General features: G+C 64.0%; 21 protein-coding genes. 7 read left to right on the plus strand and 14 right to left on the minus strand.

The genetic code is table 11. The features are described 5' to 3' along the window. Positions 1-127 precede the first annotated feature (127 nt). The 4 genes from H7995_RS02050 to H7995_RS02065 are packed head-to-tail and all read right to left on the minus strand — an operon-like array spanning position 128 to position 3,717. On the minus strand, positions 128-880 hold the full coding sequence (locus H7995_RS02050; protein WP_166592838.1) for an N-formylglutamate amidohydrolase: 753 nt from the start codon (positions 878-880) through the stop codon (positions 128-130). After that, on the minus strand, positions 864-2,219 hold the full coding sequence (locus tag H7995_RS02055) for a glutamine synthetase family protein (RefSeq protein WP_185817894.1): 1,356 nt from the start codon (positions 2,217-2,219) through the stop codon (positions 864-866). The genes H7995_RS02050 and H7995_RS02055 overlap by 17 nt, the downstream gene beginning before the upstream one ends. Beyond that, positions 2,216-2,860, minus strand: a complete 645-nt coding sequence (locus tag H7995_RS02060) for a cysteine hydrolase family protein (RefSeq protein ID WP_182340555.1) — start codon at positions 2,858-2,860, stop codon at positions 2,216-2,218. Before H7995_RS02060 ends, H7995_RS02055 begins: the two co-directional genes overlap by 4 nt. 2 nt (positions 2,861-2,862) lie before the next feature. After that, positions 2,863-3,717, minus strand: a complete 855-nt coding sequence (locus H7995_RS02065; protein WP_166592841.1) for a MurR/RpiR family transcriptional regulator — start codon at positions 3,715-3,717, stop codon at positions 2,863-2,865. A gap of 305 nt (positions 3,718-4,022) precedes the next feature. Here H7995_RS02065 and H7995_RS02070 point away from each other — a divergent pair, with 305 nt between their 5' ends. Beyond that, positions 4,023-4,892 carry a sensor domain-containing diguanylate cyclase gene (locus tag H7995_RS02070; protein WP_166592842.1) on the plus strand — a complete coding sequence of 290 codons (870 nt, stop codon included), beginning with the start codon at positions 4,023-4,025 and terminating at the stop codon, positions 4,890-4,892. A gap of 16 nt (positions 4,893-4,908) precedes the next feature. Here the strand turns inward: H7995_RS02070 and H7995_RS02075 are convergent, their stop codons facing one another. Then, positions 4,909-5,823, minus strand: coding sequence for a LysR family transcriptional regulator (locus H7995_RS02075; RefSeq protein WP_185817895.1), 915 nt, complete (start codon positions 5,821-5,823; stop codon positions 4,909-4,911). Positions 5,824-6,016: 193 nt separating this feature from the next. Here H7995_RS02075 and H7995_RS02080 point away from each other — a divergent pair, with 193 nt between their 5' ends. From H7995_RS02080 to H7995_RS02095, 4 genes are all read left to right on the plus strand, one after another. After that, positions 6,017-7,192, plus strand: coding sequence for a M20 aminoacylase family protein (locus H7995_RS02080; RefSeq protein WP_182340551.1), 1,176 nt, complete (start codon positions 6,017-6,019; stop codon positions 7,190-7,192). 46 nt (positions 7,193-7,238) lie between these two features. Further along, positions 7,239-8,018 (plus strand): ABC transporter substrate-binding protein, encoded by a 780-nt coding sequence (locus H7995_RS02085; protein ID WP_185817896.1) that lies wholly within the window; start codon positions 7,239-7,241, stop codon positions 8,016-8,018. A 10-nt stretch (positions 8,019-8,028) separates the two neighbouring features. Then, positions 8,029-8,883 carry a phytanoyl-CoA dioxygenase family protein gene (locus tag H7995_RS02090; RefSeq protein ID WP_185817897.1) on the plus strand — a complete coding sequence of 285 codons (855 nt, stop codon included), beginning with the start codon at positions 8,029-8,031 and terminating at the stop codon, positions 8,881-8,883. Between the two features lie 76 nt (positions 8,884-8,959). After that, a complete protein-coding gene (locus tag H7995_RS02095; RefSeq protein ID WP_185817898.1) occupies positions 8,960-9,289 on the plus strand; it encodes a hypothetical protein in 330 nt (109 codons plus the stop codon). A gap of 43 nt (positions 9,290-9,332) precedes the next feature. Here H7995_RS02095 and H7995_RS02100 read toward each other — a convergent pair whose 3' ends face one another. From H7995_RS02100 to H7995_RS02120, 5 genes are all read right to left on the minus strand, one after another. Next, positions 9,333-9,845 (minus strand): PaaI family thioesterase, encoded by a 513-nt coding sequence (locus tag H7995_RS02100; RefSeq protein WP_182340545.1) that lies wholly within the window; start codon positions 9,843-9,845, stop codon positions 9,333-9,335. 110 nt (positions 9,846-9,955) lie between these two features. Further along, entirely contained in the window at positions 9,956-10,912 is a 957-nt protein-coding gene (locus tag H7995_RS02105; RefSeq protein WP_182340543.1) for an AraC-like ligand-binding domain-containing protein, read from the minus strand. Between the two features lie 97 nt (positions 10,913-11,009). Further along, positions 11,010-13,100 carry a caprolactamase subunit alpha gene (gene capA, locus H7995_RS02110; protein WP_185817899.1) on the minus strand — a complete coding sequence of 697 codons (2,091 nt, stop codon included), beginning with the start codon at positions 13,098-13,100 and terminating at the stop codon, positions 11,010-11,012. Between the two features lie 38 nt (positions 13,101-13,138). Further along, positions 13,139-14,884 carry a caprolactamase subunit beta gene (capB, locus tag H7995_RS02115; protein WP_166593081.1) on the minus strand — a complete coding sequence of 582 codons (1,746 nt, stop codon included), beginning with the start codon at positions 14,882-14,884 and terminating at the stop codon, positions 13,139-13,141. A gap of 337 nt (positions 14,885-15,221) precedes the next feature. Next, the gene (locus tag H7995_RS02120) at positions 15,222-15,506 is read right to left on the minus strand and encodes a hypothetical protein (protein WP_166593080.1); all 285 of its coding nucleotides are present in this window, start codon (positions 15,504-15,506) and stop codon (positions 15,222-15,224) included. Between the two features lie 172 nt (positions 15,507-15,678). Here H7995_RS02120 and H7995_RS02125 point away from each other — a divergent pair, with 172 nt between their 5' ends. After that, on the plus strand, positions 15,679-16,266 hold the full coding sequence (locus tag H7995_RS02125) for a LysE family translocator (protein WP_182340535.1): 588 nt from the start codon (positions 15,679-15,681) through the stop codon (positions 16,264-16,266). A gap of 3 nt (positions 16,267-16,269) precedes the next feature. Here H7995_RS02125 and H7995_RS02130 read toward each other — a convergent pair whose 3' ends face one another. From H7995_RS02130 to H7995_RS02145, 4 genes are all read right to left on the minus strand, one after another. Then, the gene (locus H7995_RS02130; protein WP_166593078.1) at positions 16,270-17,103 is read right to left on the minus strand and encodes an AraC family transcriptional regulator; all 834 of its coding nucleotides are present in this window, start codon (positions 17,101-17,103) and stop codon (positions 16,270-16,272) included. Positions 17,104-17,239: 136 nt separating this feature from the next. Then, entirely contained in the window at positions 17,240-19,720 is a 2,481-nt protein-coding gene (locus H7995_RS02135; protein ID WP_206684446.1) for a TonB-dependent siderophore receptor, read from the minus strand. A 112-nt stretch (positions 19,721-19,832) separates the two neighbouring features. Further along, complete coding sequence (locus H7995_RS02140; protein ID WP_185817900.1) at positions 19,833-20,819, minus strand: FecR domain-containing protein; 987 nt, start codon at positions 20,817-20,819, stop codon at positions 19,833-19,835. A gap of 6 nt (positions 20,820-20,825) precedes the next feature. Beyond that, the gene (locus H7995_RS02145) at positions 20,826-21,350 is read right to left on the minus strand and encodes a sigma-70 family RNA polymerase sigma factor (RefSeq protein WP_166593075.1); all 525 of its coding nucleotides are present in this window, start codon (positions 21,348-21,350) and stop codon (positions 20,826-20,828) included. A gap of 360 nt (positions 21,351-21,710) precedes the next feature. On the opposite strand from H7995_RS02145, the gene H7995_RS02150 reads away from it, so the two are divergent. After that, on the plus strand, positions 21,711-22,865 hold the full coding sequence (locus H7995_RS02150) for an NnrS family protein (protein ID WP_185817901.1): 1,155 nt from the start codon (positions 21,711-21,713) through the stop codon (positions 22,863-22,865). The last annotated feature ends 135 nt before the right edge of the window (positions 22,866-23,000 follow it).

Raw genomic sequence — 23,000 nt, forward strand, 5'->3', positions numbered from 1 at the left:
GTAAGGCGGATGTCCAGTCACTGCCGGGCAACGGCGGTGACTGAAGCAAGTTTTTGAACCCGGCAGGTTTAAAAGCGCCCAAGCGGTGTTTTTATAGTTGTATTACCGATTTACCAAGCAACAGCGTTCAGAGCAGTGGAGCCAAGGCATCCGACCAAGCCTTTACGGCTTGCGGGCTGCGTAGCAGGTCGTTCCTGACCTCGATCAGCACAGCCTCAATGCCGCGCCGGTCGCCGTGAAAGGGGACGGTCATGTCCTCCAGAGGGTTGATTTCATACGGCTGGTTCGCCGCCACCTTGAGGCCCTGGGCCGCGAGCCCATCGAGCAAACGCTGGGCATAGGCCTGGGCGCGGGCGTACAGCACGCCGATTTCCAGGGGGCGTGGCTGGCCGAAGTAGATCGGGGTGAAGCTGTGAATCCCCACGACCCGTACGGCGCGACCCGCGGCGAGCCTGGCGTCGATCAGGGCACTGAGTCGTTGATGAAAAGGGCTGAACAGGCAGTCCCGTCGATACTGGCGCGTGCGCTCGTCGAGGTTCTGGTTGCCGGCCACCGGATAGATCTCACTGCGCGCTGGAATGCTGTCGGGGGCATCGAGGGGGCGATTCAGGTCAATCAGCAGGCGTGAGTAACCCGCCGAAATCAGGGTCGCCCCCAGGGCTTTTGACAATTGTTGCGCCAGGTCCAGGGCGCCGATGTCCCAGGCAATGTGCTCGCGTGCCGCCTCGCGACTGAGCCCCAGGCGCTCCAGTTGCTGCGGGATGTAGGGGCTCGCATGCTCACACACCAGAATCACCGGATGCCCGGAATCCTCTTGGCTCAGGGTGTAAGCCGGCTCGCTGTACAAGCCCAGCTCCGGGGTTTCAATAGATGCGGGCATAGTGGTCACAGAGTTCGGTAGGGGTAAGTGAATCTGTCGACTTGAGCTCCTGGGTCTTGATCGCGAGGTAAGTCTCCATCATCGGTTTGGGCAGCGCGTCGAACAGCTCATCGTGGTGGCGCAGGCACTCCAGAGCTTCGCCCAGGGAGCCCGGCAGCGCGACGATGTTGCGCGCCTGCCGTTGTGCTTCGCTCAGGGTGTCGGGCTCTTCGTCGGTGGTGGCGTTCAACGCCAGTTTCTGCTCGATGCCCAGCCGGCCGGCCATCAACACCGTTGCCATGCTCAGGTGCGGCGAAGCGGTGGCGTCCAGCGGTCGAAACTCAAGGTTGTACTGGTTTGCCGGTGATTTGCCGCCAATGGTGATCGTCGGGCAGATGCGCAGCGAGGCTTCACGGTTGCGTTGCCCCAGGCAGGCGTAAGAGGCACTCCAGTGATGGGGTTTCAAGCGCAGGTAGGAGATCGGCGTCGGCGCGCTGAAGGCGCACAAGGCGGGCAAGTACTTCAACACGCCGGCAGCCCAATGCTGGCCCAGTGTCGACAAGCCATTGCTGGTGTCGGGGTCGTACATCACCGGGTTGCCCTGTTGGTCCTGCAGGCTGATATGCAGGTGCACCCCGTTACTGACGCCATCCTCTTGCAGCTTGGGTGAGAAGCTGATGGCCAGGCCCATCTGGCGAGCGATTTCGCGGGTGATTTCGCGCACGTTCACCGCCCGGTCGGCCGCGGCAACGCCTTGGGTCGGGCGGCAAGTGATTTCGTACTGTGCCTTGCCGTACTCGGGCAGGAACATTTCAGGCTCGACCCCGCCGGCCCTCAAGGCACTGAGCAGCCAGCCACCAAAGCTGGCCGCGTGGTGCTGGGCGCCAAGCGAGAATGCCCGGTGCGAGAGCGGCGCATCCAGCTCGCCGAGGTTGAACTCGTGTTCGAAAGCGGCCGTGACCTCCAGGCCCAACTGCTCGCGGTAGCGTTCGACTTCATTGCGCAACAGTGTGCGCGGGCATGCCGCCCAGGGCCGACCATCGGTTTCGCAGATATCGGCGTGAATGAAATCCAGGCCCGGTGCATTGGCGTCGGGACCGTTAGGTACCTGCACGCGAGTGTGCATGTCCGGGATCAGTCGCAAGTCGCCGTAAGCGCCCCAGGGATTGTTGTCGGCCACTGCATCCTGTGGGGTCAGTGCGCTGTTGGCGGGCACCCAGCCACAGCCGCTGGCTTGATAGCTTGCAAGTTCGTCGGTGGGAAATGAGCGACCGCGGGTGATGCCGATCAAGTCGGTGGTGACGATCGTGGTCATCGCAACAGGGCCGATCATGCCCGTGTCAGCTGTGGGCCGGCTCATGCTTGCATCTCCTGCAGGCGCTGGACCACGGTCTCGGTGTCAGTGATCCAGCAATAGCCTTTGATGGCTTGCAGGCAGGCCTGGTGTCGGGTCGATGTGTAGGTGGCGCACGCATCCTCGACCAGCGTCACCAGGTAGCCGCGATCCGCCGCATCGCGGACCGCCATGTCCACGCATTGATCGGTGACGATGCCCGCGATGATCAAGTGCCGGGTCTCAAGGTTGCGCAGCACGTAATCGATGTTGGTGGAGTTGAAGACCCCGGATGAGGTCTTGGGCAGGATCACTTCGTTTTCACTGGCGGCAAGCTCATCGATGATGCCAGCGGGGTAGCTGCCCTTGGGCAAGTGCATTTCCGACAGCTTGTGGTCCAGGGAGCGGTCACGCCCGTCGGCCGTGAGGCTTTCGATGATGGTATGAAGCACATTCTGCCGGGCGTCGCGCATCGCCTTGAGGAGCCGCTGCTGGTTGGGGATGACCTCGGCCTGCGTGCGCGTCAGGAAATACTGCGCCTCAGGGCCGTGCAAATGTGGATCGAACTGCGGGTCCAGCCAGGCACGTTGCATGTCCACCAGCAGCAGGGCGGTGTGGCCGTGCACGTAGGGAAGGGCGCGTGGCGAATGATGAGGGAGGGTGAACATTGTTATTTTTCCTCAAGCAGGTGGGCGGCGAAACGGGTGCGCAGTTTGTCGATGCCTTCCAGGCGATCTTCCAGGTCCGTGGTGCGCAGTGTGAGAGCGGCAATCAGGGCTTCAACCTGCGCCAGGGCCGGGACCATCGTGTCGAAGGCCGAGATCGACTCAACGGGGGCGCTGATGACCAGGTCGGCCAGCTCGCGCAACGGCGAGGCATAGATGTCGGTGAACAGGACGACGCGCGCACCACGGGCCTTGGCTGCATCGGCCACGCGCAGGGCCTGGGTCTGATAACGGCGGTAGTCGAACAGCAGGACAACGTCCTGGCGTTGGACGTCGTACAGGCGGTCCGGCAGTTGAGCGTTGTCTTCCAGTGCATGGCAGCCTGGGCGCAGCAGACGCAGGTGACCGACCAGGTAGCCGGCCAGGAAACTGCTGAGGCGTCCACCGAAGCAAAAAAGCTGGTGACGGGTATCGAGTATCAGCTCAACCAGTACGCGCACATCCTCAGGTTGGGTCAGGGCCTGGGTTTCTTGCAGGCTGCGACTGCTCTCATCCAGGTACTTGGTCCAGGAGTCGTCCTGGGAGGAGTGCGCGCGTGGTTGCAAGAGGGTGACGGGGGAGCGCAGGCGATGGTCCATCTCACTGAGCAACGCCTCCTGGAAGTCGCCATAACCACCGAACCCCAGCTTCTTGACCAGGCGCATGATGGTGGGATCACTGACGCCGGCATGCCCAGCCAGTTTGGCCATGGGCCCCAGGCCGCTGCGCGGATAGTGGTCGAGCAATGCGCGGATCACCTTGCGTTCAGAAGGCGTTGGGTTCAGCGCAGGATCGGTGAGGCGTTCTCGCAAATTGGTCATGTGTGCAGTTCTTATGGGTTTGTTTGATTTGCTTCACATTGTCGCTATCGAGTGTATGTGTAGTGTTTACTACAGTCTAGTGTTTTTGTAGTGCGCCCTGAAAACCGTAAAAGGTCGTCATTCGAGCTGTCTCTGTCCATTGAATGCAGGAGACTTTTCCAGAGGGGTTGCCGCGTGGCAGGTGCCCGACCCGCGTACGCCCGGGGTAGGTCATCCGTGCGTGAATCTGTCTGCTCAAGGATTCCTAGCCGGCGCCCCGGATGATCGGGCATGATCAAGCGATTCGAACCAAGTTGCACTGACCTATGCCCTTAGACCTGCAAGCGCTCTATCCCAAACTGATCCACCTGATGCTGGACACCGTGTTTGTCGTTGACCGGGATAACCAGATTGCGTTTGTCAGCGATGCCTGCGAGACGCTGCTCGGTTACCGGGCCGACGAGATGATCGGCACACCGATCACCGGCTATATGCACCCTGACGACCTGGCGGCCACGCGGGCTTCGATTGTCCGGGTCATGAATGGTCAGCCCCATGTGGATTTTCGCAACCGCTATGTGCGCAAGGATGGCGCCATCGTCCACATCCTGTGGGCGGCGTTCTGGTCCGAGGAGGTGGGGGCACGGATCGGCGTGGCTCGGGACGTGACAGCCCTGTGGCAGGCCGAGCAGGAGTTACGGTTCCTCGCCCATCACGATCCGCTGACCCAACTGACCAATCGCTCGCTGTTCAATGATCGGCTGGACGCCGCGCTGCACGCCGCCCACCGGCACCAGAGCACACTGGCGTTGCTGTTCCTGGATATCAATGACTTCAAGCAGATCAACGACATCCACGGCCATGCCGCCGGCGATCGGGTGCTCTGTACGGTTGCCCGGCGGTTGCAAGCCTGTGTCCGCGAGACGGACACGGTGGCCCGGATGGGGGGCGATGAGTTCACGGTGCTGTTGACCGACATCCAGTCGCCGGACGCGGTGGCGCACAAGGTGGCGCAGATTCTCGCGGTCATGGCCGAGCCGCTGGGTGCCGAGTTTGGTGCGATCGACATGCCGTCGTGCAGCATTGGCGTGGCCTGCTATCCCGCTGACGGCCAAGATGCCGATACGTTGCTCAGTCATGCGGACGGCGAGATGTACCGGGTCAAAAGGCACAGGTCTGCAACGGGCATCACCTGATTCCCTTTGAGCCGCCTCAAACCAGCAAATCGACGGTCTGCAGCATGCGTCGATACGGCGAGTGGGCGTGGCCCATCTCGAAGTGAATGGTTTCGATCAGGCATTCCAGGAACCGCTCCGCCGCTGGCCGCAGGGGTTGTCCGCTGCGGCTGATGGCGCCGACCGAGGCGCTGCCCACCGGCTCGCGCAAGGGCAGGGCGCACAGGCCTTCGCGTTGAGCGCAGAGCTCCACCAGCGGCCAGGGAAAGACACTGAGCATATCGGTTTCGCGCAGCAGGCTGAGGATGATCGACAGCGAATGGGCAAAGTGCACATGGCCCTGGGTGGAGATCGTGCCGTCCTGCTGCGACGCCATGATCCAGTCGGCCGCCGCCAGGTCCTCCATGCGTCGGCTGTCCGCCAGCGGGTGTTCCCGGCGGGCCACCACCGCACAGTCGGCGGTAAACAGCGGCAGGTAGGTCAGGTCGGAGCTGGAAAAACGCGTGTCCAGGCGCCCGATGAACAGGTCGACGCTGGCATCGCGCAGCAGCGGGCACGCTACCGACGAGAGCCCCTCATACAGCTCCAGTTGCACCTGCGGGAACAGCTGGCGAAAGCGCACCACCGCCTTGGGCATCAGCGTCATCGCCAGCCAGGGGGTGACCGCCACCGACAAGCGTCCCACCAGTTCGCCGTTGCTGTCGGCCAGCACCTGGCGTGCGTTGAGCATCTGCGCCACCAGCAGGCGGGCCTGGATCAACAGCTTCTTGCCCAGTTCGGTGAACACGATCCCCGAGGTGTTGCGGATCAGCAACTGGGTCGCGGTGTCGGCCTCCAGTTTCTGGATCGCCTTGGTCACCGCCGCCGGCGAGGTGTCCAGGCGCTTGGCGGCACCACGGATGCTGCCCGCGTCGGCCACGGCCACCAGTGCATTGAGTTGATAGAACTTCATGGTGTCCACCGCTGTTAACCCTGGGTTGCCCTGTTGACTTTCGATTGCCTGTTGGCGCCGGCTCCCTGGCTCTAAGCTCGGACCCATAGCGCCCAAGCCCTGCACCTGTGCCAGGGAGCTGGAGGAGCTGGCAGAAAACGCCTTGGCACTGTGCGCAATCCCGGCCTGACGTTCAACAAGGAAATTGCTGACCATGACCCAGTCCCTGCCGCTGTTGCAAGAGATCGAACAAGAGATGCGCGCGCTGCGCCATCAGATCCACGCCAACCCCGAACTGGGCTACCAGGAAGTCGAGACCAGTGCCCTGGTCGCCGAGCGCCTACGCCAGTGGGGGTATCAGGTGACGCGCGGGCTGGCGGAGACCGGGGTGATCGGCACCCTGAAAAAAGGCACCAGCACGCGGGTGATCGGCATCCGCGCCGACATGGACGCGCTGCCGATCCTGGAGAAAACCGGCCTGCCGTATGCCAGCCGGATCCCGGGGAAGATGCACGCCTGTGGGCATGACGGGCACACGGTGATGCTGTTGGCGGCGGCCTATGCCCTGGCCCATGACCACCCATTCGACGGCACCGTGCATTTGATTTTCCAGCCGGCCGAGGAGGGCCTGGCGGGTGCCCGGCGGATGATCCAGGAAGGGGTGCTGGAACAGTTTCCCTGTGATGCGGTGTTCGCGGCGCACAACATGCCCGGCTACCCGGTGGGCAAGATGGGCTTTCGCGCCGGTCCGTTCATGGCTTCCGCCGACCAGGTCACGGTGACCATCCACGGCGTGGGTGGCCACGGTGCGATGCCCCACCTGACCGTGGACCCGGTGGTGGTCTGCGCGAGCATCATCATGGCCTTGCAGACCATCGTCTCGCGCAATGTCTCACCCCAGGACATGAGCGTGATCACCGTCGGCTCGATCAACGCCGGCAAGGCCTCCAACGTGATTCCCGACAGCGCGCAGATGCTGATTTCGGTGCGAGCGCTGAACAACACCGTCCGCGACCGCCTGGAAAGCCAGATCAAGCAACTGATCCACGCCCAGGCCCAGGCATTCGGCGCGACCGCCGATATCCACTACAGTGCCGACTACCCGCTGCTGGTCAATGATCCGCAGATGACCCGCTTCGCCAGCCAGGTGGCCACCGACTGGCTGGGTGAGGACGAAGTCCTGAACGACATCGTGCCCTTCAACGGCAGCGAGGATTTCGCCTATTTCCTGCAGCAAGTCCCTGGTTGTTACCTGATCATCGGCAACGGCGATGGGGAGAAAAGCTGCATGGCCCACGACCCGCGCTACGACTTCAACGACGACATCCTGCTTCGGGGTGCCGGTTTCTGGGTCAAGCTGACCGAGGCCTTTTTACCGCTCAACCCTTGAATGACGACCTGCCCAACCGTGAAAACCAATAAAAGACGAGGTCTACATGCAACTCTTGAAACTTCGCTACCGCGCCCTGTTGCTCGGCGTACTGTTCGCGCCCCTGGCCCAGGCCCAGCCGGTGATCAAATTCGGCGTCGACCCCAGCTACCCACCGTTCGAACAAAAGCAGCCGGACGGCTCGCTGAGCGGCTTTGATATCGACCTGGGCAACGCCCTGTGTGCCGAACTGCAGGTCAAGTGCATCTGGGTCGAGCAGAATTTCGACGGCATGGTCCCGGCCTTGAAGGCGCGCAAGTTCGACGCCATCCTGTCGGCCTTCAGCGCCACCGCCGCGCGCCGCCAGCAGGTGGATTTCAGCGACAAGATCTACACCGCGCCGTCGTCGCTGGTGGCCCGGAAAGACAGCGGGCTGTTGCCCACCGCCGCCTCCCTCAAGGGCAAGTCCGTGGGGGTGGTGCAAGGCACCCTGCATGAAGCCTTCGCCCGCGCGCAGTGGGGCAACCAGGGCGTCAACATCCACACCTACCAGACCCAGGACCAGGTGTTTTCCGACCTGATCAACGGGCGCCTGGATGCCACCTTCCAGGCGTCGGTGCAGGCCGATGCCGGGCTGCTGCAAAAAACCCAGGGCCAGGACTTTGCCTTCGCCGGCGAGCCGATCACCGACAAAAGCATCATTGGCGATGGCGTGGCTATCGGCATCCGCAAGAACGAACCCGAGCTCAAGCAGCAACTGAACACCGCCCTGGCCAGCATCCGCGAGTCCGGCGAGTACCAGCAGATCGCCAAGAAGTACTTCAATTTCGACATCTACGGTGAGTGAGGCCAACGTCATGAACGAAATGACCCGATTTGCCGACGCCGGTTTTACCTGCCCCATCAGCGATGAGGCGGTGCAGACCTACCAGACCCAGGGCGCCGTGTGCATCCGCAACGCGTTCACCCCGCAGCAGATCAGCCAGTTGACCGCGGGCATCGAGGCCAACCTGGCCAATCCCAGCCCGCGGGCCAAGGTCGCCAGCAGTGCCAGCGACCCGGGCTGGTTCTTCGAGGACTTCTGCAACTGGCAGGAGAACCGCGACTACCGGGACTTCATCTTCAGCTCGGCCCTGGGGTCGATCGCCGGGGCCTTGCTCGGCAGCCAGCAGGTGCGCCTGCACCATGACCACTTGCTGGTCAAGGAGCCCAACACCCGCCAGCGCACCCCCTGGCACCAGGACCAGCCGTACTACAACATCAGTGGTTCGGACACTGTGAGCTTCTGGATTCCCGTCGACCCGGTGCCCAGGGCTTCGACCCTGGAGTTCATCGGCGGCTCCCACAAGGGCCCGTGGCTGATGCCGCGCTCGTTCATGGACAGCCAGGCCAAGTGGTTTGCCGAGGGCACCCTGGGCGAACTGCCGGACATCGAAAATCATCGCGAGGACTTCCCGATCCTCGGCTGGGAACTGGCACCGGGGGACATGGTGTGCTTCAACATGCTGACCCTGCATGCGTCCTCAGGTGTGGGCGGAAACAATCGGCGTCGGGCGTTCTCGGTGCGGGTCATCGGTGATGACGTGCGCCATGCCCCGCGACCCTGGGCGACGTCCCCGGAATTTCCGGGCCTGCGCGAGGTGCTGGCCGCCGATGTGCCGATGGAGCACGAACTGTTTCCGCCCCTGTGGCAGCGCCCGCTTCAGCGATAAGGCAATTTGCTGGCCCCTGAGCATTCGATGTGTCGTCAGAATCGCCGAAATTTCAGGCGGTTAGGCGGAATACTTAATGCGAAATCTACTGAGCGCGCTGATCCCGGTTGCCCTGGTCAGCGTCGCGGCACCGGCACAGGCCAAGGAGTTGCCGGCCAACGACCGGTATGTCTGCAGTTGGGGGGCCGGCACTGCGGCCAGGGCCCAGGAGCTCAAGCTGTCGGGGGTTTCCCTGTATGCCGCGCGGAAGAAGATCCAGACCTACACGTTCAACAAGTCATGGATGCGCATGATGGCCCTGGGCATTACCGAGCAGACCTACGACAGCCCGTCGCGCTTCAAGCCGGCAGCGGTGCGCGAGAGCTTCTACAAGGATTGCGTGCGCTACAAGATGGCGCACAAGTAACGCCAGGGGCGGGCATCGCCATCGCGCTGCCCGCCCATCCTCCTCAGGTGTCCGAAGCGCTCTCGCGGCCGTGGGCGGCAGCGGCCAGTTGTCCGGCGTCGACCCGCACGAACACCGAATCGCCGACGGCGGTGAGCACCTCGCCGGCATACACCTCGCAGATCACCCGGGTCTTGCGCCCGACTTCACCTTCGACCCGCGCGCGCAGGGTTAACGGTACGCCCATGGGAGTGGGCTTGATGAACTTGATGCCCAGGTTGCCGGTGACGCAGTTGATGCGCGGCAGGCTGTCGGGTTCACGCTGTTCGGCGCGGTAGTGGTAGGCCATCACCGCCCAGTTGGAATGGCAGTCCACCAGCATGGCAATCAATCCGCCGTAGACCAGGTCCGGCCAACCGCAATACTTCGCGTCGGGCAAGTGCTCGGCCACCACGTGCACGCCATCCTCATGCCAGCGGCTCTTGATGTGCAAGCCATGGGGGTTGCGGCTGCCGCAGCCATAACAAACCCCTTCAGGGGCGGCGGAGTCTTGCAGGGAGGTGTCGAGCACGGGCATACCTGGGTCCATCCTGGAGATAAAAAAACCAAGCCTAGCGGATTTCGTCCTGAAGCAGAACCGGTTGGGGCGGGTGGGCTTGAGGGTGCCTCCCGCCAGCGCCCGGAGGATCAGGTGGGTCGGCTGGCGCGGACTTCGCTGGCGGTGCAGGCGAAGTGCTGGCGGAAGCTGCGGGTGAACTGCGCCTGGTCGCTGAAGCCCCAGCGCATCGCCAGGGCACCGATCGCCAGGTGACAGTTGGGGTCGAGCAGGCCCCGGTGTACGGCTTCGAGCCGGCGCCGGCGAATCCACTCGCCCAGGCTGTAGGGGGTGTTGCTGAAGAGTTTGTGCAGGTAGCGCACCGACACCCCACACGCCTGGGCGATCTGCTGCGGGTTGAGGTCGGGGTTGCCCAGTTGTTGTTCAACGTAGCGTTCGATGCGTTGCAGGTGCAGGGCGGCGAGGTTCGAACTCTCGCTGTTGAGCACGCGCTCATCGTCGCGCAGGGCCATCAGCAGGGTCGAGAGGGCCTGCTCCAGCAGCATGTGGCGCGCGCTGGCGTCGCATTCGTCAAAGCGCGCGGCGCACATTGCCAACTGATCGACGAAGACCCGTCCCAGGGCCCGCCGGGCGTCGAAGCAAAAGCGCGTGTAGCGTTCGGCGCCGCGCAGTTGGCCGTGCAGCGCTTGCTCCGGCAGCTTGAACACCCACAGGTCGTTGTCGCTGGCGTAGTGAAAGCGATAGGGCGCATCACCGCGCTCGAAAATGAACCCGCCAGGCTGGCAATGCAGGGCGCGGCCGTCCTGCTCGAAATGCACTTCACTGCGCCGCGGCACGGTCACCAGGTAGCAGGCTTGCTGGTCTTCGCTGACCTGGGCCTTGCTGCGCGAATAGCCGAGCTGACTGGAACGCAGGCGCGACAGGGTCAAGGGGGTGCTGGCGGTTTCCCAGATCTGCAGGTTGCCGCTGAAACGGTCGCTGGCGGCAAACTCCAGCGACAGCGGGAAATAGGCACTGCCGATCGCTTGCGCCCAGCGGGGCTGGCGTTCGCTGTCGGACCAGTGGCGGGTGGAGACGGTGTGTGCCATGGCTGCCCTCGTGCTGTTGTTATTCTGAGGGCGGCGCCGCCAGTCAAGGACCGGCGGCGCCGCTGGGAGGCCATCATTTGCCAATGTCTACAGGGGGTCAACCGCCACGCGTCAGCCGGTAGGTGGCCGACGGCGCGAGCGTTGCGCGCCAGCCCGGCGGGACCACGATGTTGGTGGTGGCTTCCTCGATCACGCAGGGCCCCTCGACCGTCTGCCCGGATTGCAGGTGTTCACCGTTGTACACCGGCGTCTGCTGCCAGGCCGCCTGGTCATCGAACAGCATCGAGCGGTGGCTGCTGGCCTGGGCCGGGGTGTCGTCGGTGGCTGGCGGCAACTCGGGCATGGGCGGGCGTTGCAGGCGCGCAATCACCGAGCATTCGAGGTTGACCAGTTCGATCGGGCTCTGCGGTTCGCTGTAGGAGAACAGCGCCTTGTGCCGGGTATGGAAAGCATCGCGCAAGGCAGCCAGTGCACCTGGGTCGAGCTGGTCGCAGGACAGTTCGACGCTGCATTCGTGGATCTGGCCCAGGTAGCGGATTTCCAGGTGGTACTGGCACTCGACATTGTTGCCAGCGCCGAAGCCGTCTTCACGCAGGTTGTCCATGCCCCGTTCACGCAGCTCGCGCAGGGTCCGGTTGAGCAGGGGCAGGTCGACCCGGTCGTCGTCCAGGCGCATGGGCAGGGTGGTCAACTGGTCGTAGCGGATGTCCGAGAGAATCTGCCCGTAGGCACACAGGCCCGAGGCGACTTTGGGGATCAGCACCACGTTGCTGCCGATCTCCTCGGCCAGGCGCATGACGTGCATGCCTGCCGCGCCCCCGGCACCGATCAGGGCGAAGTCCCGTGGATCGTAGCCGCGTTCCACCGAGACCCGGCGGATGCCGCTGACCATGTTCAGGTTGACCAGGGTGATGATGCCGGTGGCCGCCCGCTCCACGCTGATGCCCAGGGGCTCGGCGATCTTGCTGCGGATCGCCTCGATCGCCGCCTGGCGGTTCAAGCGGATGCTGCCGCCAAGCAACGCGCCATCGGCCAGGTAACCGAGGGCCAGGTTGGCGTCGGTGACCGTCGGCTCGACGCCGCCCTTGCCGTAGCACACCGGCCCCGGATTGGCCCCGGCGCTGCGCGGGCCGACCTGAAGCATGCCGAAATCGTCGAGGAAGGCAATCGAGCCGCCGCCGGCGCCGAGGGTTTCAACCTGGATCATCGGCACGCCGATGCGGTAGCGCAGGAAGTCGGTGTCCTTGCTGAAGTTAGTGCGCCCGGCTTTGCTCAGGGTGATGTCGAACGAGGTGCCCCCCATGTCCACGGTGATCACGTTGTCGATGCCGAACGGTTGGGCCACGCACAGGCCGGCCTGGGGCGCGGAGGCGGGGCCGGAGTTGATGGCGTTGACCGCGCGCTCGCGCATGACCAGGCCGGGGGCCAGGCCGCCGTTGGACTGGAAGTAGCGCGTCGGCTGTCGCGCCCCCAGCTCTTCGAACAGTGCGTCGATGCGCTCGATGTAGCGGCCCATCACCGGGCTCAGGTAGGCGTTGACCACGGTAGTGGAGGTGCGGGTGTATTCGCGGATCTGCGGGAACACTTCATTGCCGGTGCAGACGAACACGTCCGGCAGCGCTGCGCGGACCAGTTCGGCGGCGCGTTGTTCGTGGCTGGGGTTGCGCACCGACCAGACGAAGGAGATCGCCACCGCCTTGACCTGCTCCTGGCGGAAGTACTCGATGGCCGCGTGGATCGCCTGCTCATCCAGCGGCGTATGCTCGCGGCCGTCGCTGATGATCCGGCCGCCGATGGGCCGGCGCAGGTGGCGCGGCACCAGCATATAGGCGGGCGGGTAGCTGGCGTCGTAGCGGTGCCCGTCCTCCTTGTGACCGAGGCGGATTTCCAGGCTGTCCTCATGCCCTTCGGTACACAGCAGGCCGACCTTGACCCCGGTCTTTTCGATCAGGGCGTTGAGGGCCACGGTGGTGCCGTTGATGCACAGGTCGCAGTCGGCAATGATCTGGGCTGGCGTGCGGCCGATGGCATCGGCGATCTGCGCCAGGCCGTTGCGGATCGCCAGCGTGCCGTCCTGGGGTGTGGAAGGGGCTTTGAACAACTGCACGTTGCCCTGGCGATCGGCGAGGATGAAGTCGGTGAAGGTGCCGCCGGCGTCGATGCCCAGGCGATATTGGGGTTGGCTCATGGTGTCGGATTCCAGATGGCTCAAGGGACTGGGCGTGATCAGTGGGTGGTGCGCAGGGCATGGGTCGCGGCGTCGTCGACCTGGCCATTGCCGTCGATGGCCACGCCGTATTCGCGACGAGCGCCTTCGGGGGACACCAGGCCGTTGCGCACATCCTCCAGCACGCTGCTCACGGGCCGGCGCAACGGGTTGCCGTAGCCGCCACCGCCGGGGTTGATATTGATCACCCGTTCGCCCGGCTGGGCCGTCAGTTGCGCGTTGTAGGTGAAGTGGTCTTCTGCGCCATCGACCTTGCGGTGGATCAGCCGCCCCAGTTTCGGTTCCAGCAGAACGTTGCGGGCACCTGCCGCGCCTGCCGTGGGCAGTTGCCGGCCTTCGCCGAAGCCGACCACCGTCATCCCGTGGTCCAGCGGTTCGATTTCAATGCGGGTCCCTGAGCCGCCGCGAAATTCACCGGCGCCACCGCTGTCGGTCATCAGGCTGTAGCGATGGATCAGGATCGGGTAGGAGTACTCGAGCAACTCGATGTCACCGGACATCAGCGCGCCGAAGCAGCACAGCGGCCCGCACGCCGGCCAGCCGTCCATGGCCTGGTTGGCACCCGCGCCGGAGATGATCGAGGCGAGGACCATGGTCACGTATTCGGCATTGCCATTGCGCGGGTCATGGCCGGCAATGTTGATTCCGCTGGCGTGCCCCCAGGACGCGGTGACCCGCTCTGGCGCCGCTTGTTCCAGGGCCTGGCGCACCGCGTCGGCGAGGGTTTCCATCGGCGTGGTGGTGCTGTTGACGTGGGGCGCCGGTTCCGCGGCGTTGCACAGGGTGCCGGGCGGCCCGAGGTCCACCGTCACGCAGCGGTACAGGCCTTCGTTGTAGGGCGGCGGTACCTGGGCAAACATCATCAGCCCCAGGTACACCCCTGACACCGAGTTGCCGGCATAGGAATTGATGAAGTACGGCACCTGCGGCGGGCTTTCGATGAGCACGTGGGCTTCATCGCCGCGAATCTCCACCCGCGCGGTGATTGCCAGCTCGCCCAGGCCGTGGCCGGAATCCTCCAGCACCGCGGTGCCACTGTAGAAACCGTCGGGGACTTCACGCAGCAGCGCGCGCATGTGCCGGTCGGCCATGTCCTTGAGTTCAGCGATGCAGGCCCGCACCTGCTCCACGCCATAGCGTTCGAGCAATTGCAGCAAGTGCCGCTCGCCGACGGTGCAGGCGCCGTATTGAGCGTTGAGGTCACCTTCCTGGTAGGCGCGGGCGCGCATGTTGGTCAGCAGCAGGTTGATCACGTCCTCGCGACGTTTGCCCTGGGACCAGAGCTTGACCGGTGGAATGCGCAGGCCTTCGGCGTAGATCTCTTTGGCGTCGGGGTTGTAGCCGGCGGGCACGGGGCCGCCGATGTCGGTCAGGTGGCCTTTGCACACGGCCCAGAACACCAGTTCGCCCTGGTAGAACACCGGTTTGTACATGCAGCAGTCGAGAATATGGCTGCCTTTGTAGGCCGGGTCGTTGTGGTAAATCACATCGCCTTCGAGGATGTCGTCGCCGAAGAACCCGGCGACGCATTTCATGGCCGGGATGAGCGAACCGAGGTGGATGGGGATGTCCTGGCCTTGCAGGATCATTTCCGGGAGGTGGTCGAACAGGGCATTGGAATAGTCGTGAGCGAGGTTGAACACGCTCGAGCGACCGGTCTTTTCCAGGGTCAGGGTCATTTCCCGCTGCGCCGTCTCAAGCGCGCCGCGCACCACCGCCAGGGTGATCGGATCTACTGTACTCATGGGTCACCAGAGGTCTTGTTGTTATTGAGGTTGGAGCGCCTATCGCGTCGTTCGCCCACACCTCCAAGCTACGCCGGCGTGCGGGTGGCTGGCTTGTCGGGCAGTGCACTGGTAGTTGACGCAGAGGGTACTTGTAGGTGCAGGCCTGGCGGCCCGCATAAATGTGGTGGCTGTATGCAGGATCTGAGAGCAGCCAGAATCACCGTGGGAGCGGGCCGGGCGGCGCTCCCACAGGTGTGGAGGCCGTACGCAAAATGTGCGGGCAACCAGATTGACTGTAGGAGCGAGTGCCCGCTTGCGGCTTGCTCGCGATGCTCGTCAACGATGACGCCGCGCTTTAAACGAACGGCTGTCCGCTGAATCCCCTTGGTAGGCGTTGTCGGCCGGGCAGGTCGCTCAGGCGTTGTACCCAGGCGGCGCGCCAGTTGAGGGCGGCAGGGGCCACCTTGGCCTTGCGGGCGGCGCGGCGGGCGGCGTTGCGTGCTTCTCGGCGGGCGTCCTTGAACGCATCGGTGTTGCGGCAGCTGCGGCATTTGACCCGGGCAAACTCGGTGGTGGAAACCAGGTTCTTGCCGTGATGACCGCAGGCAAGGTGCCCGGCGGTTTTGTAGTGAGTCACCATGGGTGGCCCTCCTTCGTGTAACGGTATCCCCATACTGGTAGTGACACCACGGTGCGGTAGGCGTTCGCCGGTGAGTGAGGTTTACCGTGGGGTGTTTTTCTTCAATACAGACATTGGCCCGGCTTTTACCTTGCACATCAGGGATGTTCCCCAGTGAGTGGAGAAAAGTGCAATGAGTCTGATTATGTCCATGGCCGCGTTTGCGCTGGCTGCGTCTATCACGCCGGGGCCGGTGAATATCATGGCCTTGAGTTCGGGGGCGCAGTATGGCTTTCGTGCCAGTCAACGGCATGTGCTGGGGGCGACCTTGGGGTTTGTGCTGTTACTGGTGTTGATGGGGTTGGGCCTGCATGAGCTGCTCAAGCTCTGGCCGGCGTTGACTCGGGTGGTGCAACTGGCGGGGGTGGGGTTCCTGTTGTTCATGGCCTGGAAGCTTGCCACCGATGACGGGCGCCTGGGCACCGCCGATGCCAGGCAGGCGCCGACCTTTTTTTACGGCGCCTTGATGCAATGGCTCAACCCCAAGGCGTGGCTGGCCTGTGTCGCGGGAATGGGGGCGTTTGTCGCGGACGGCGAGACGCGGCTGGTTTGGCAGTTTGCCGCGGTGTACCTGGTGGTGTGCTACCTGTCGGTGGCCTGTTGGGCCTATGCCGGGACCTTCTTGCGCCAGTACCTGAGCAACGCCGGGGGCCTGCGCCTGTTCAACCGGGTGATGGCGCTGTTGCTGGCAGTGAGTGCCGGCTACCTGCTGCTGCCCTGAGGGTTAGCCGCGATACTGCCCGGGTGTCGCGGCCAGGTGCTGTTTGAACACCCGTTGAAAATGAGCCTGGTCGGCAAACCCGGCGTCCAGCGCCACGTCGGCGATCAATCTGCCCTGGCGCAACTGCTGGCGGGCGAACTGGATACGGCGGTTGACCAGGTAGGCATGGGGCGTCATGCCGTACTGCTGCTTGAACGCGCGGATCAGGTACGAGGCTGAAAGCTCGGCGGCCGTGCAGATGTCTTCGAGCTTGAGCGCCTGGGTGCAGTGTTCGCGGATGTATTCGGCGGCACGCTCCAGTTTGCTGTTGGGTTCGTCGAGCATGACCTGGGCCGGGTTGAGGCGGATCTGCACCTCGGTAAAAAACGCCACTGCGCCGCTGTGCTTTTGCAGGGTCGAGGCCTGGGCGTCGAGCAACAGTTCATACAGCTGGTTGAGGCCGTCGAACAGCGTGCGGTCGGCGGTATGGGTGCAAGCGAACGGACGATAGTCCAGCTCGGCGGCAAAGCCCAACTGATGCTGCAGGTCGGTCAGCCAGGGCGTGTCGACATACAGCATGAGGTACGACCAGGGTTGATCGTCGATGGGGTTGCAGGCGTGCACGTCGCCAGGGTTCATCAACACCACGGTGCCGGTCGCCACTTCGCAGGACGCCTGTTCGTGCACGTAGGTGCTGCGTCCGGCGGTGATTGCACCGATCGAAAAGTGTTCGTGGGAATGGCGGGTGTAGCAGACTTCGCGGCCATCGGCGATGGAACGGGCCTCGATGAAGGGCAGGGCCGCATCACGCCAGAAGCGCGGGGCTTTGTCGGCATCTTTGGCGATGGCGTGCTTCATCGGTCAACGTCCTTTGCTCATCCGGTGGGCCAGTGTAATGGCTGGCGGCGGCAAAGGCTCGTGGTTGTGCGGGGATAATGACTGTCGGCAGACCACACACTGCCCGGGGAGCGGGCAGCGTGCGGGTGTCAGGGGTTTAGAAGTCCCACTTGGTGGTGAGCATCAGGTTGCGTGGCTCGCCGTAGTAGGTGGTGTCGAAGTTGCCCAGGCCCGTCAGGTACTTCTTGTCGAAGACGTTGTTGGCATTGGCGGTAAAGCTCAGGTGCTCGTTGAACTGGTAACGGGTCATCAGGTCGACCAGGGAGTAGCCGCCTTGCTTGATCCGGGTGTAGTCGCCGACGCTGGCGCTGTAGATATTGCCGTAGAACGCACTCTGCCAACTGATGCCGCCGCCGACGGTGACCTTGTCCAGCGCACCCGGCAGGCGGTAGGTGGTGAACGTGCGGAACACGTGCTCCGGCTTGGAGGTGGTCAGCGGATAACCAAAGATCCGTTGCTCATCCTGGTCACGGGTACGGGCATAGGTGTAGCCGGCCATCAGGTTCCAGCCGTCTTGCAACTCGCCGGCCATTTCCAGCTCGATGCCTTGGGTCGTCGCGCCGTCGATGGCCTTGTAGATGCCTTCGTTGGTCACCGGATCAGTGCCGATCGATTCGGCGACGTTGTCCTGTTCGATGCGGAACAGGGCCAGGCTGGCGTTCAGCTTGCCGTCCAGGTAGGTGCCTTTGATGCCGGTTTCGTAGCTGTCGCCTTCCACCGGTGCCAGGGTCTTGCCGTTGATGTCCTTGAAGGTCTGCGGCTGGTAGATCGAGGTGTAGCTGGCGTAGACCGAGTAGGTGTCGTTGAGGTCATAGACCACGCCGGCGTAGGGGGTCACGACCCCGTGTTCCTTGTAGCTGGCGTGGGTGTCGTCAAGGCCCGCGCCTGGGTAGTACGAATAGTCTTCGTTGTACTTGAAGGTGCTCACGCGGCTGCCGAGGATGAACGACAAGTTATCGGTGGGACGCAGGCGGGTGGCCAGGTACATGCCGTTTTGGCTCTGGGTGCGCTCGTACTTGCCGTTTTTCGGGAACTCCTGGTACGGCAGGTCGCCGTCCCAGTCATAAATGCTGCCCGGTACCTGGCTGAAGGCACTGGTGTCGAAGGTCGAGCCGGTCTGGCGCGAGTGCGAAGTCATCACGCCGGCCACCAGGTCATGTTCACGCCCGCCCAGGGTAAACGGCCCCGAGACATTGGCGTCGGCCGTGTTCTGCACGCGGTGACCTTCCCAGCGACCCCAGTACAGGAACATGCCTTCACCGGTGGCACGGTCCGGGCTGCCGCCGCTGGCCGAGGCCAGGCGGGTGTCGTGGTCGGTGGTTTTCTGGTCGAGGCTGACCTTGAACTGCCAGTCGTTGGCCAGGGCCTGTTCCAGGGAGGTGAAGTAGGTGACGTCGTCGAAGTCGCGACGGCTCCAGTCGGCACCCGGGTTGAAGTGGCGCGGGAAGTCGGTGCGGCCACCGTCGGCGAAGTAGGTCGGGTTACCGGTCCAGGAGGTGCCGCGCGGGGTCACGCTGGACTTGTCGATGCCGAAGGTCAGCAGGGTGTCGGGCGTCAGGTCGGCTTCGAGGATGCCGTAGAACAGGTCCTTCTTCTGGCTGTAGTGGTCCAGGTAGGAATTCTTGTCCTGATAGGCGCCGACAAAACGCCCGCGTACGCTGGCGCTGTCGTTCAGGGGGCCGGAGATGTCGCCTTCGGTGCGGTAGGCGTCCCAGGAGCCGGCCGTGCCGCTGACCGAGGCCTTGAATTCCTTGGTCGGCTGCTTGCGGACCAGGTTGACGGTGGCGGACGGGTCGCCGGAGCCGGTCATCAGGCCGGTTGCGCCCTTGACCACTTCGATGCGGTCCAGGGTGGCGGCGTCGACGTTGGTTGCCGCTTCACCGTAGACACCGTCATAGGGACGGTTGATGCCGTCGTACTGGTAGTTGGTGATGGCAAAACCGCGGGAGGAAAACTCCATGCGGTCGCTGTCGTAGGCCTGTTGGCTGATGCCAAGGGTATTGCGCAACACATCGCCGACGCTCTGGGCGCCACGGTCGTCCATTTGCTGGCGGGTGATCACCGTCACCGATTGCGGGGTTTCACGCAGCGACAGCGGCAGGCCGGTGGCGGTAGAGGTGGAGCCAGTGGTGTAGGCGTGCGTGTCTTCGGTGGTCGCGCCCAGGCCCTGGCCGGAGATGGTGGTGGCGCCCAGCTCCAGGGTACCGTCACCTTTGGGGGCCGCTTGCAGGATGTAGCCGCCGTTGTCCAGGGCCTGGGCCTGCAGGCCGCTGCCTTGCAACAAGCGCTGCAGGGCAGCGGCAGTGGTGAAGGTGCCGTTGAGCCCGGGGCTGCGCTTGCCGCTGGCCAAGTCGTTGTGCCCGGCGAGGAACACCCCACTTTGCTCGGCGTAGCTGTTCAGGGCCTCAACCAGCGAGCCGGCGCCGATGCTGTAGGGGCGCTTGCTGCTGGAGTGTTCGCTGGCGGCGGTTTCAGCGGCGTGGGCGACTGCCGGGGCGAGGCTCAGCAGGGCGGCCGGCAGGGCCAGCGCCAGGGGACGCAAGGCAAATCGAAAACGGGCAGCGACGTGGTGCGGCATGGGGGTCCCTTTGGATCGAGTCGATCGGCAATTGAAGTACGTGTGCAGGGTTATCCGAACGAAAACCCCAAAAGGGAACCGCGAATCAAAATAATTCTCAGTATCTTGGTTGTCAGCTTCTGGCGCCGACGTTGACCCACCACGGCATGGGTTTTTCCACCCTGATCGGCAGCGCAGCGGCCAGCAGGCGCAGGGCCTGGTCGGTGTCCTTGAGCGGAAAGGAGCCCATCACCGGCATCTGCGCCACGCTCGGGTCGCAGGCCAGATGGCCATGGCGGTAGCGGCTCAGCTCCTCGAGCAACTGGCCCAGGGGCAGGTTGTCCGCCAGCAGCACGCCACGGCGCCAGGCTTCGCGCGCGGGGGAGACCGGGAGTTGGGGCTCGAAGCGCTCCTGGCTGAAGGCCATTTGGCGGCCCGCGGGCACCACTTGCACCTGAGCGTTGGCCAAGCGCACCTGTACCGCGCCTTCGAACACACTGAGCAAGGTGCGATCCGGGTCCTGGCGCACACTCAAGCGCGTGCCCATGGCCTGTAGCAGGCCGTGGCGGGTCTGCACCCGCAAGGGTCGGAGGAGGTCCTTGGCGGTGTCGATCAGCACTTCGCCGAGTTGCAGGTCGAGCAGGCGCTGCTGGCTGTCAAAGCGCACATCCAGAGCGCTCAAGGCGTTGAGCCAGACCCGGCTGCCATCGCTGAGCCGGGTTTCGCGTATTTCACCGGTGCCGGTGGAAAGGTCGGCGGTCCAGCGCTCCAGGGTGGCGGGCAGCGAGGTCTGGCGCCAGGCACTGAAGCCCAGCAGGCTGCCCGAGGTCAGGATCAACAACGACTTGAGGGTCTGGCGGCGCGTGACGCTGGTGCGTCCGGTGCCGCGCAGGACCTTGCTCGCCGCTTGGGAGTCGGCGGCGCCCTGCAGCGGGGCAAATCGCTCTCCGACCCGCTGCACATACCGCCAGGCGTTCTGGTGCTCGCCACTCTGGGCCAGCCAGGCTTGCCAGCGCAGGCGCTCCTGCTCGCCGACCTGTTGATCGTTGAGTTGCACGTACCAATGGGCCGCCTGCTGCAGGCTGGCGTGGCTGAGTTTGTTCACGGTGCTGGGAGGCAAGGGCGGTTACTCGATCAACAGGCCGTCGAGTTCGGCCTCGAGCATGGCGCAGTGCATCAGGGCCTGGGCCAGGTACTTCTTGACCATGCGCTCGGACACACCGATCTCAAGGCCGATCGCCTTGTAGGGCATGCCGTGCAGTTGGGCGAGGATGAACGCGTCGCTGACCCGCTGCGGCAGGCGCTGCAACATGGCATCCACTTCGTGCAGGGTTTCGACGATGATCGCCCGTTGCTCGGGAGAGGGGTGCATGGCCTGGGGGCGTTCGCTCAGGGCCTGCAGCCAGGCCTGTTCCAGTTGCCGGCGGCGCCAGTGATCAATGCACAGACCCCGGGCGATGGTCGCCAGGTAGGAGCGTTCATGGACTTCGCCCTGGAATTCCTGTGGGCGCTTGAGCACCCGGATGAAGGTGTCATGGGCCAGGTCTGCGGCATCGAAGGCGTTGCTCAGGCGACGGCGCAGCAGCTCGTACAACCAGCGATGGTGGCTGGTGTAGAGGTTCTGCACGAGTGAGGGTTCGACGACCATCATAAAGAGCGCATTTCCATACGGCGTGATGGCACCAGAGGTGCAAATGGGAATTGGTCGCGATTAAAGCAAAAGGTGTGTCAGGGTGCAAATGATATTGGTTTGCTTTTAGGCGCTGGCTTGTGGCGCCTGGCGAGCGTTTTTGTCCGGGTATTGTGTTCAAGAAGTCAATATGACTCATTTTGGTGTCATTACGACCTCATTGCCTTGCAGTCAATATGACTCTATGGCCGTCAAGCCCGCGGATTACCAGAGGGTGGAGCTGGCACGGGACTTGATAGCTATCACGGACAACGCACGGGTGAAGGGAGAAAAAAACAATGTTCGGCAGCAATCAATGGCTGATGGAAGGGGGCGCCTGACATGCCTTCAATCAAGGACGTACCCCTGTGGAGCCTGGGCTTTCGCCCGTTTTTCCTCGCCGGCGCCGGGTTTGCCTGTGTCGCCCTGGCGATCTGGAGTCTGTGGCTGTACGGGCGCTTGCCTGCGGCCCAACCCCTGGGTGGGATGCTGGCCTGGCATCGCCACGAAATGCCCTTCGGTTTTGCCACGGCGATCATTGCCGGGTTCCTGCTGACGGCGGTGCCTAACTGGACCGGGCGTCGCGGGCTGTGTGGCTGGCCGCTGCTGGGCCTGGTGCTGGTATGGCTGCTAGCGCGCCTGGCGTGGCTGATGCCGATCGACGCGGAGGCCTTGCTGGTGCTGCAGCTGCCATTCCTGCCGTTGCTGGCACTGTTGCTGGGACGGGACCTGGTCGCGGCGCGTAAAACCGAGAACTACCCGATCCTGTTGATGATCGGCTTGCTGGCCGGTTGTCAGTGGCTGACGCTGTGGGGCATGGCCCACGAGGACCTGGCCTGGCAGCGTCGTGGCGTGTTGGCGGCGCTGTGGTTGGTGGCGGGGTTGATGAGTGTCATTGGCGGGCGGGTAATTCCCTTCTTTATTCAACGCGGCCTGCAGCGCGCGCCAGGCGCGCCGGCCAGCCCGCTGCCGACCCGGGTGCTGCTGGTCAGCAGCCTGCTGGCAGCGTTGTTGATCGGCGTTGGTTTCAACGACCTGCCACGGCCCTGGCTGGCGGCGCTGTACCTGTTGATCAGTGGCCTGCACCTGGCGCGCCTTTGGCGCTGGCATGATCGGGGTATCTGGCGCGTGCCACTGCTCTGGTCGCTGTACCTGGCTTATGCCTGGCTGCTGGTGGCCGCGCTGGCCATGGCGCTGTGGCAGCTGGGGTTGCTGGGGCAACAGAGCCTGGCGACCCACGCGCTGGCGGTCGGCGGCATTGGCGGCCTGGTGCTGGCGATGATTGCCCGGGTCAGCCTGGGGCATACCGGGCGCCCGCTGCAGCCGTCCAAGGGGGTGGTGCTGGGGTTCGCCCTGGTGCTGTTGGCCGGTCTGTCCCGGGTATTGCTGGTGCCGTTCAGCAGCCACGGCCTGGGCATTTCAGCCCTGTGCTGGTGCCTGGCGTTTGCCCTGTTTCTGCAGGGTTACACGCGGATTTTGAGCGGGCCCAGGATCTAGGGCGTTTGCGCCGATGCCTGACCGGTGGTCGCACCACGCCAATTTTGGGGGGAATTGCGCTTAGCTCAAGGGACAACCACCAGCGCGCGTAGGCACTCGATGCCACAGCGACGCTGACCCAGGACTCCTTGCGTC

This window comes from Pseudomonas kielensis (assembly GCF_014236655.1).
In the GTDB taxonomy this organism is placed as follows: Bacteria; Pseudomonadota; Gammaproteobacteria; order Pseudomonadales; family Pseudomonadaceae; genus Aquipseudomonas; species Aquipseudomonas kielensis.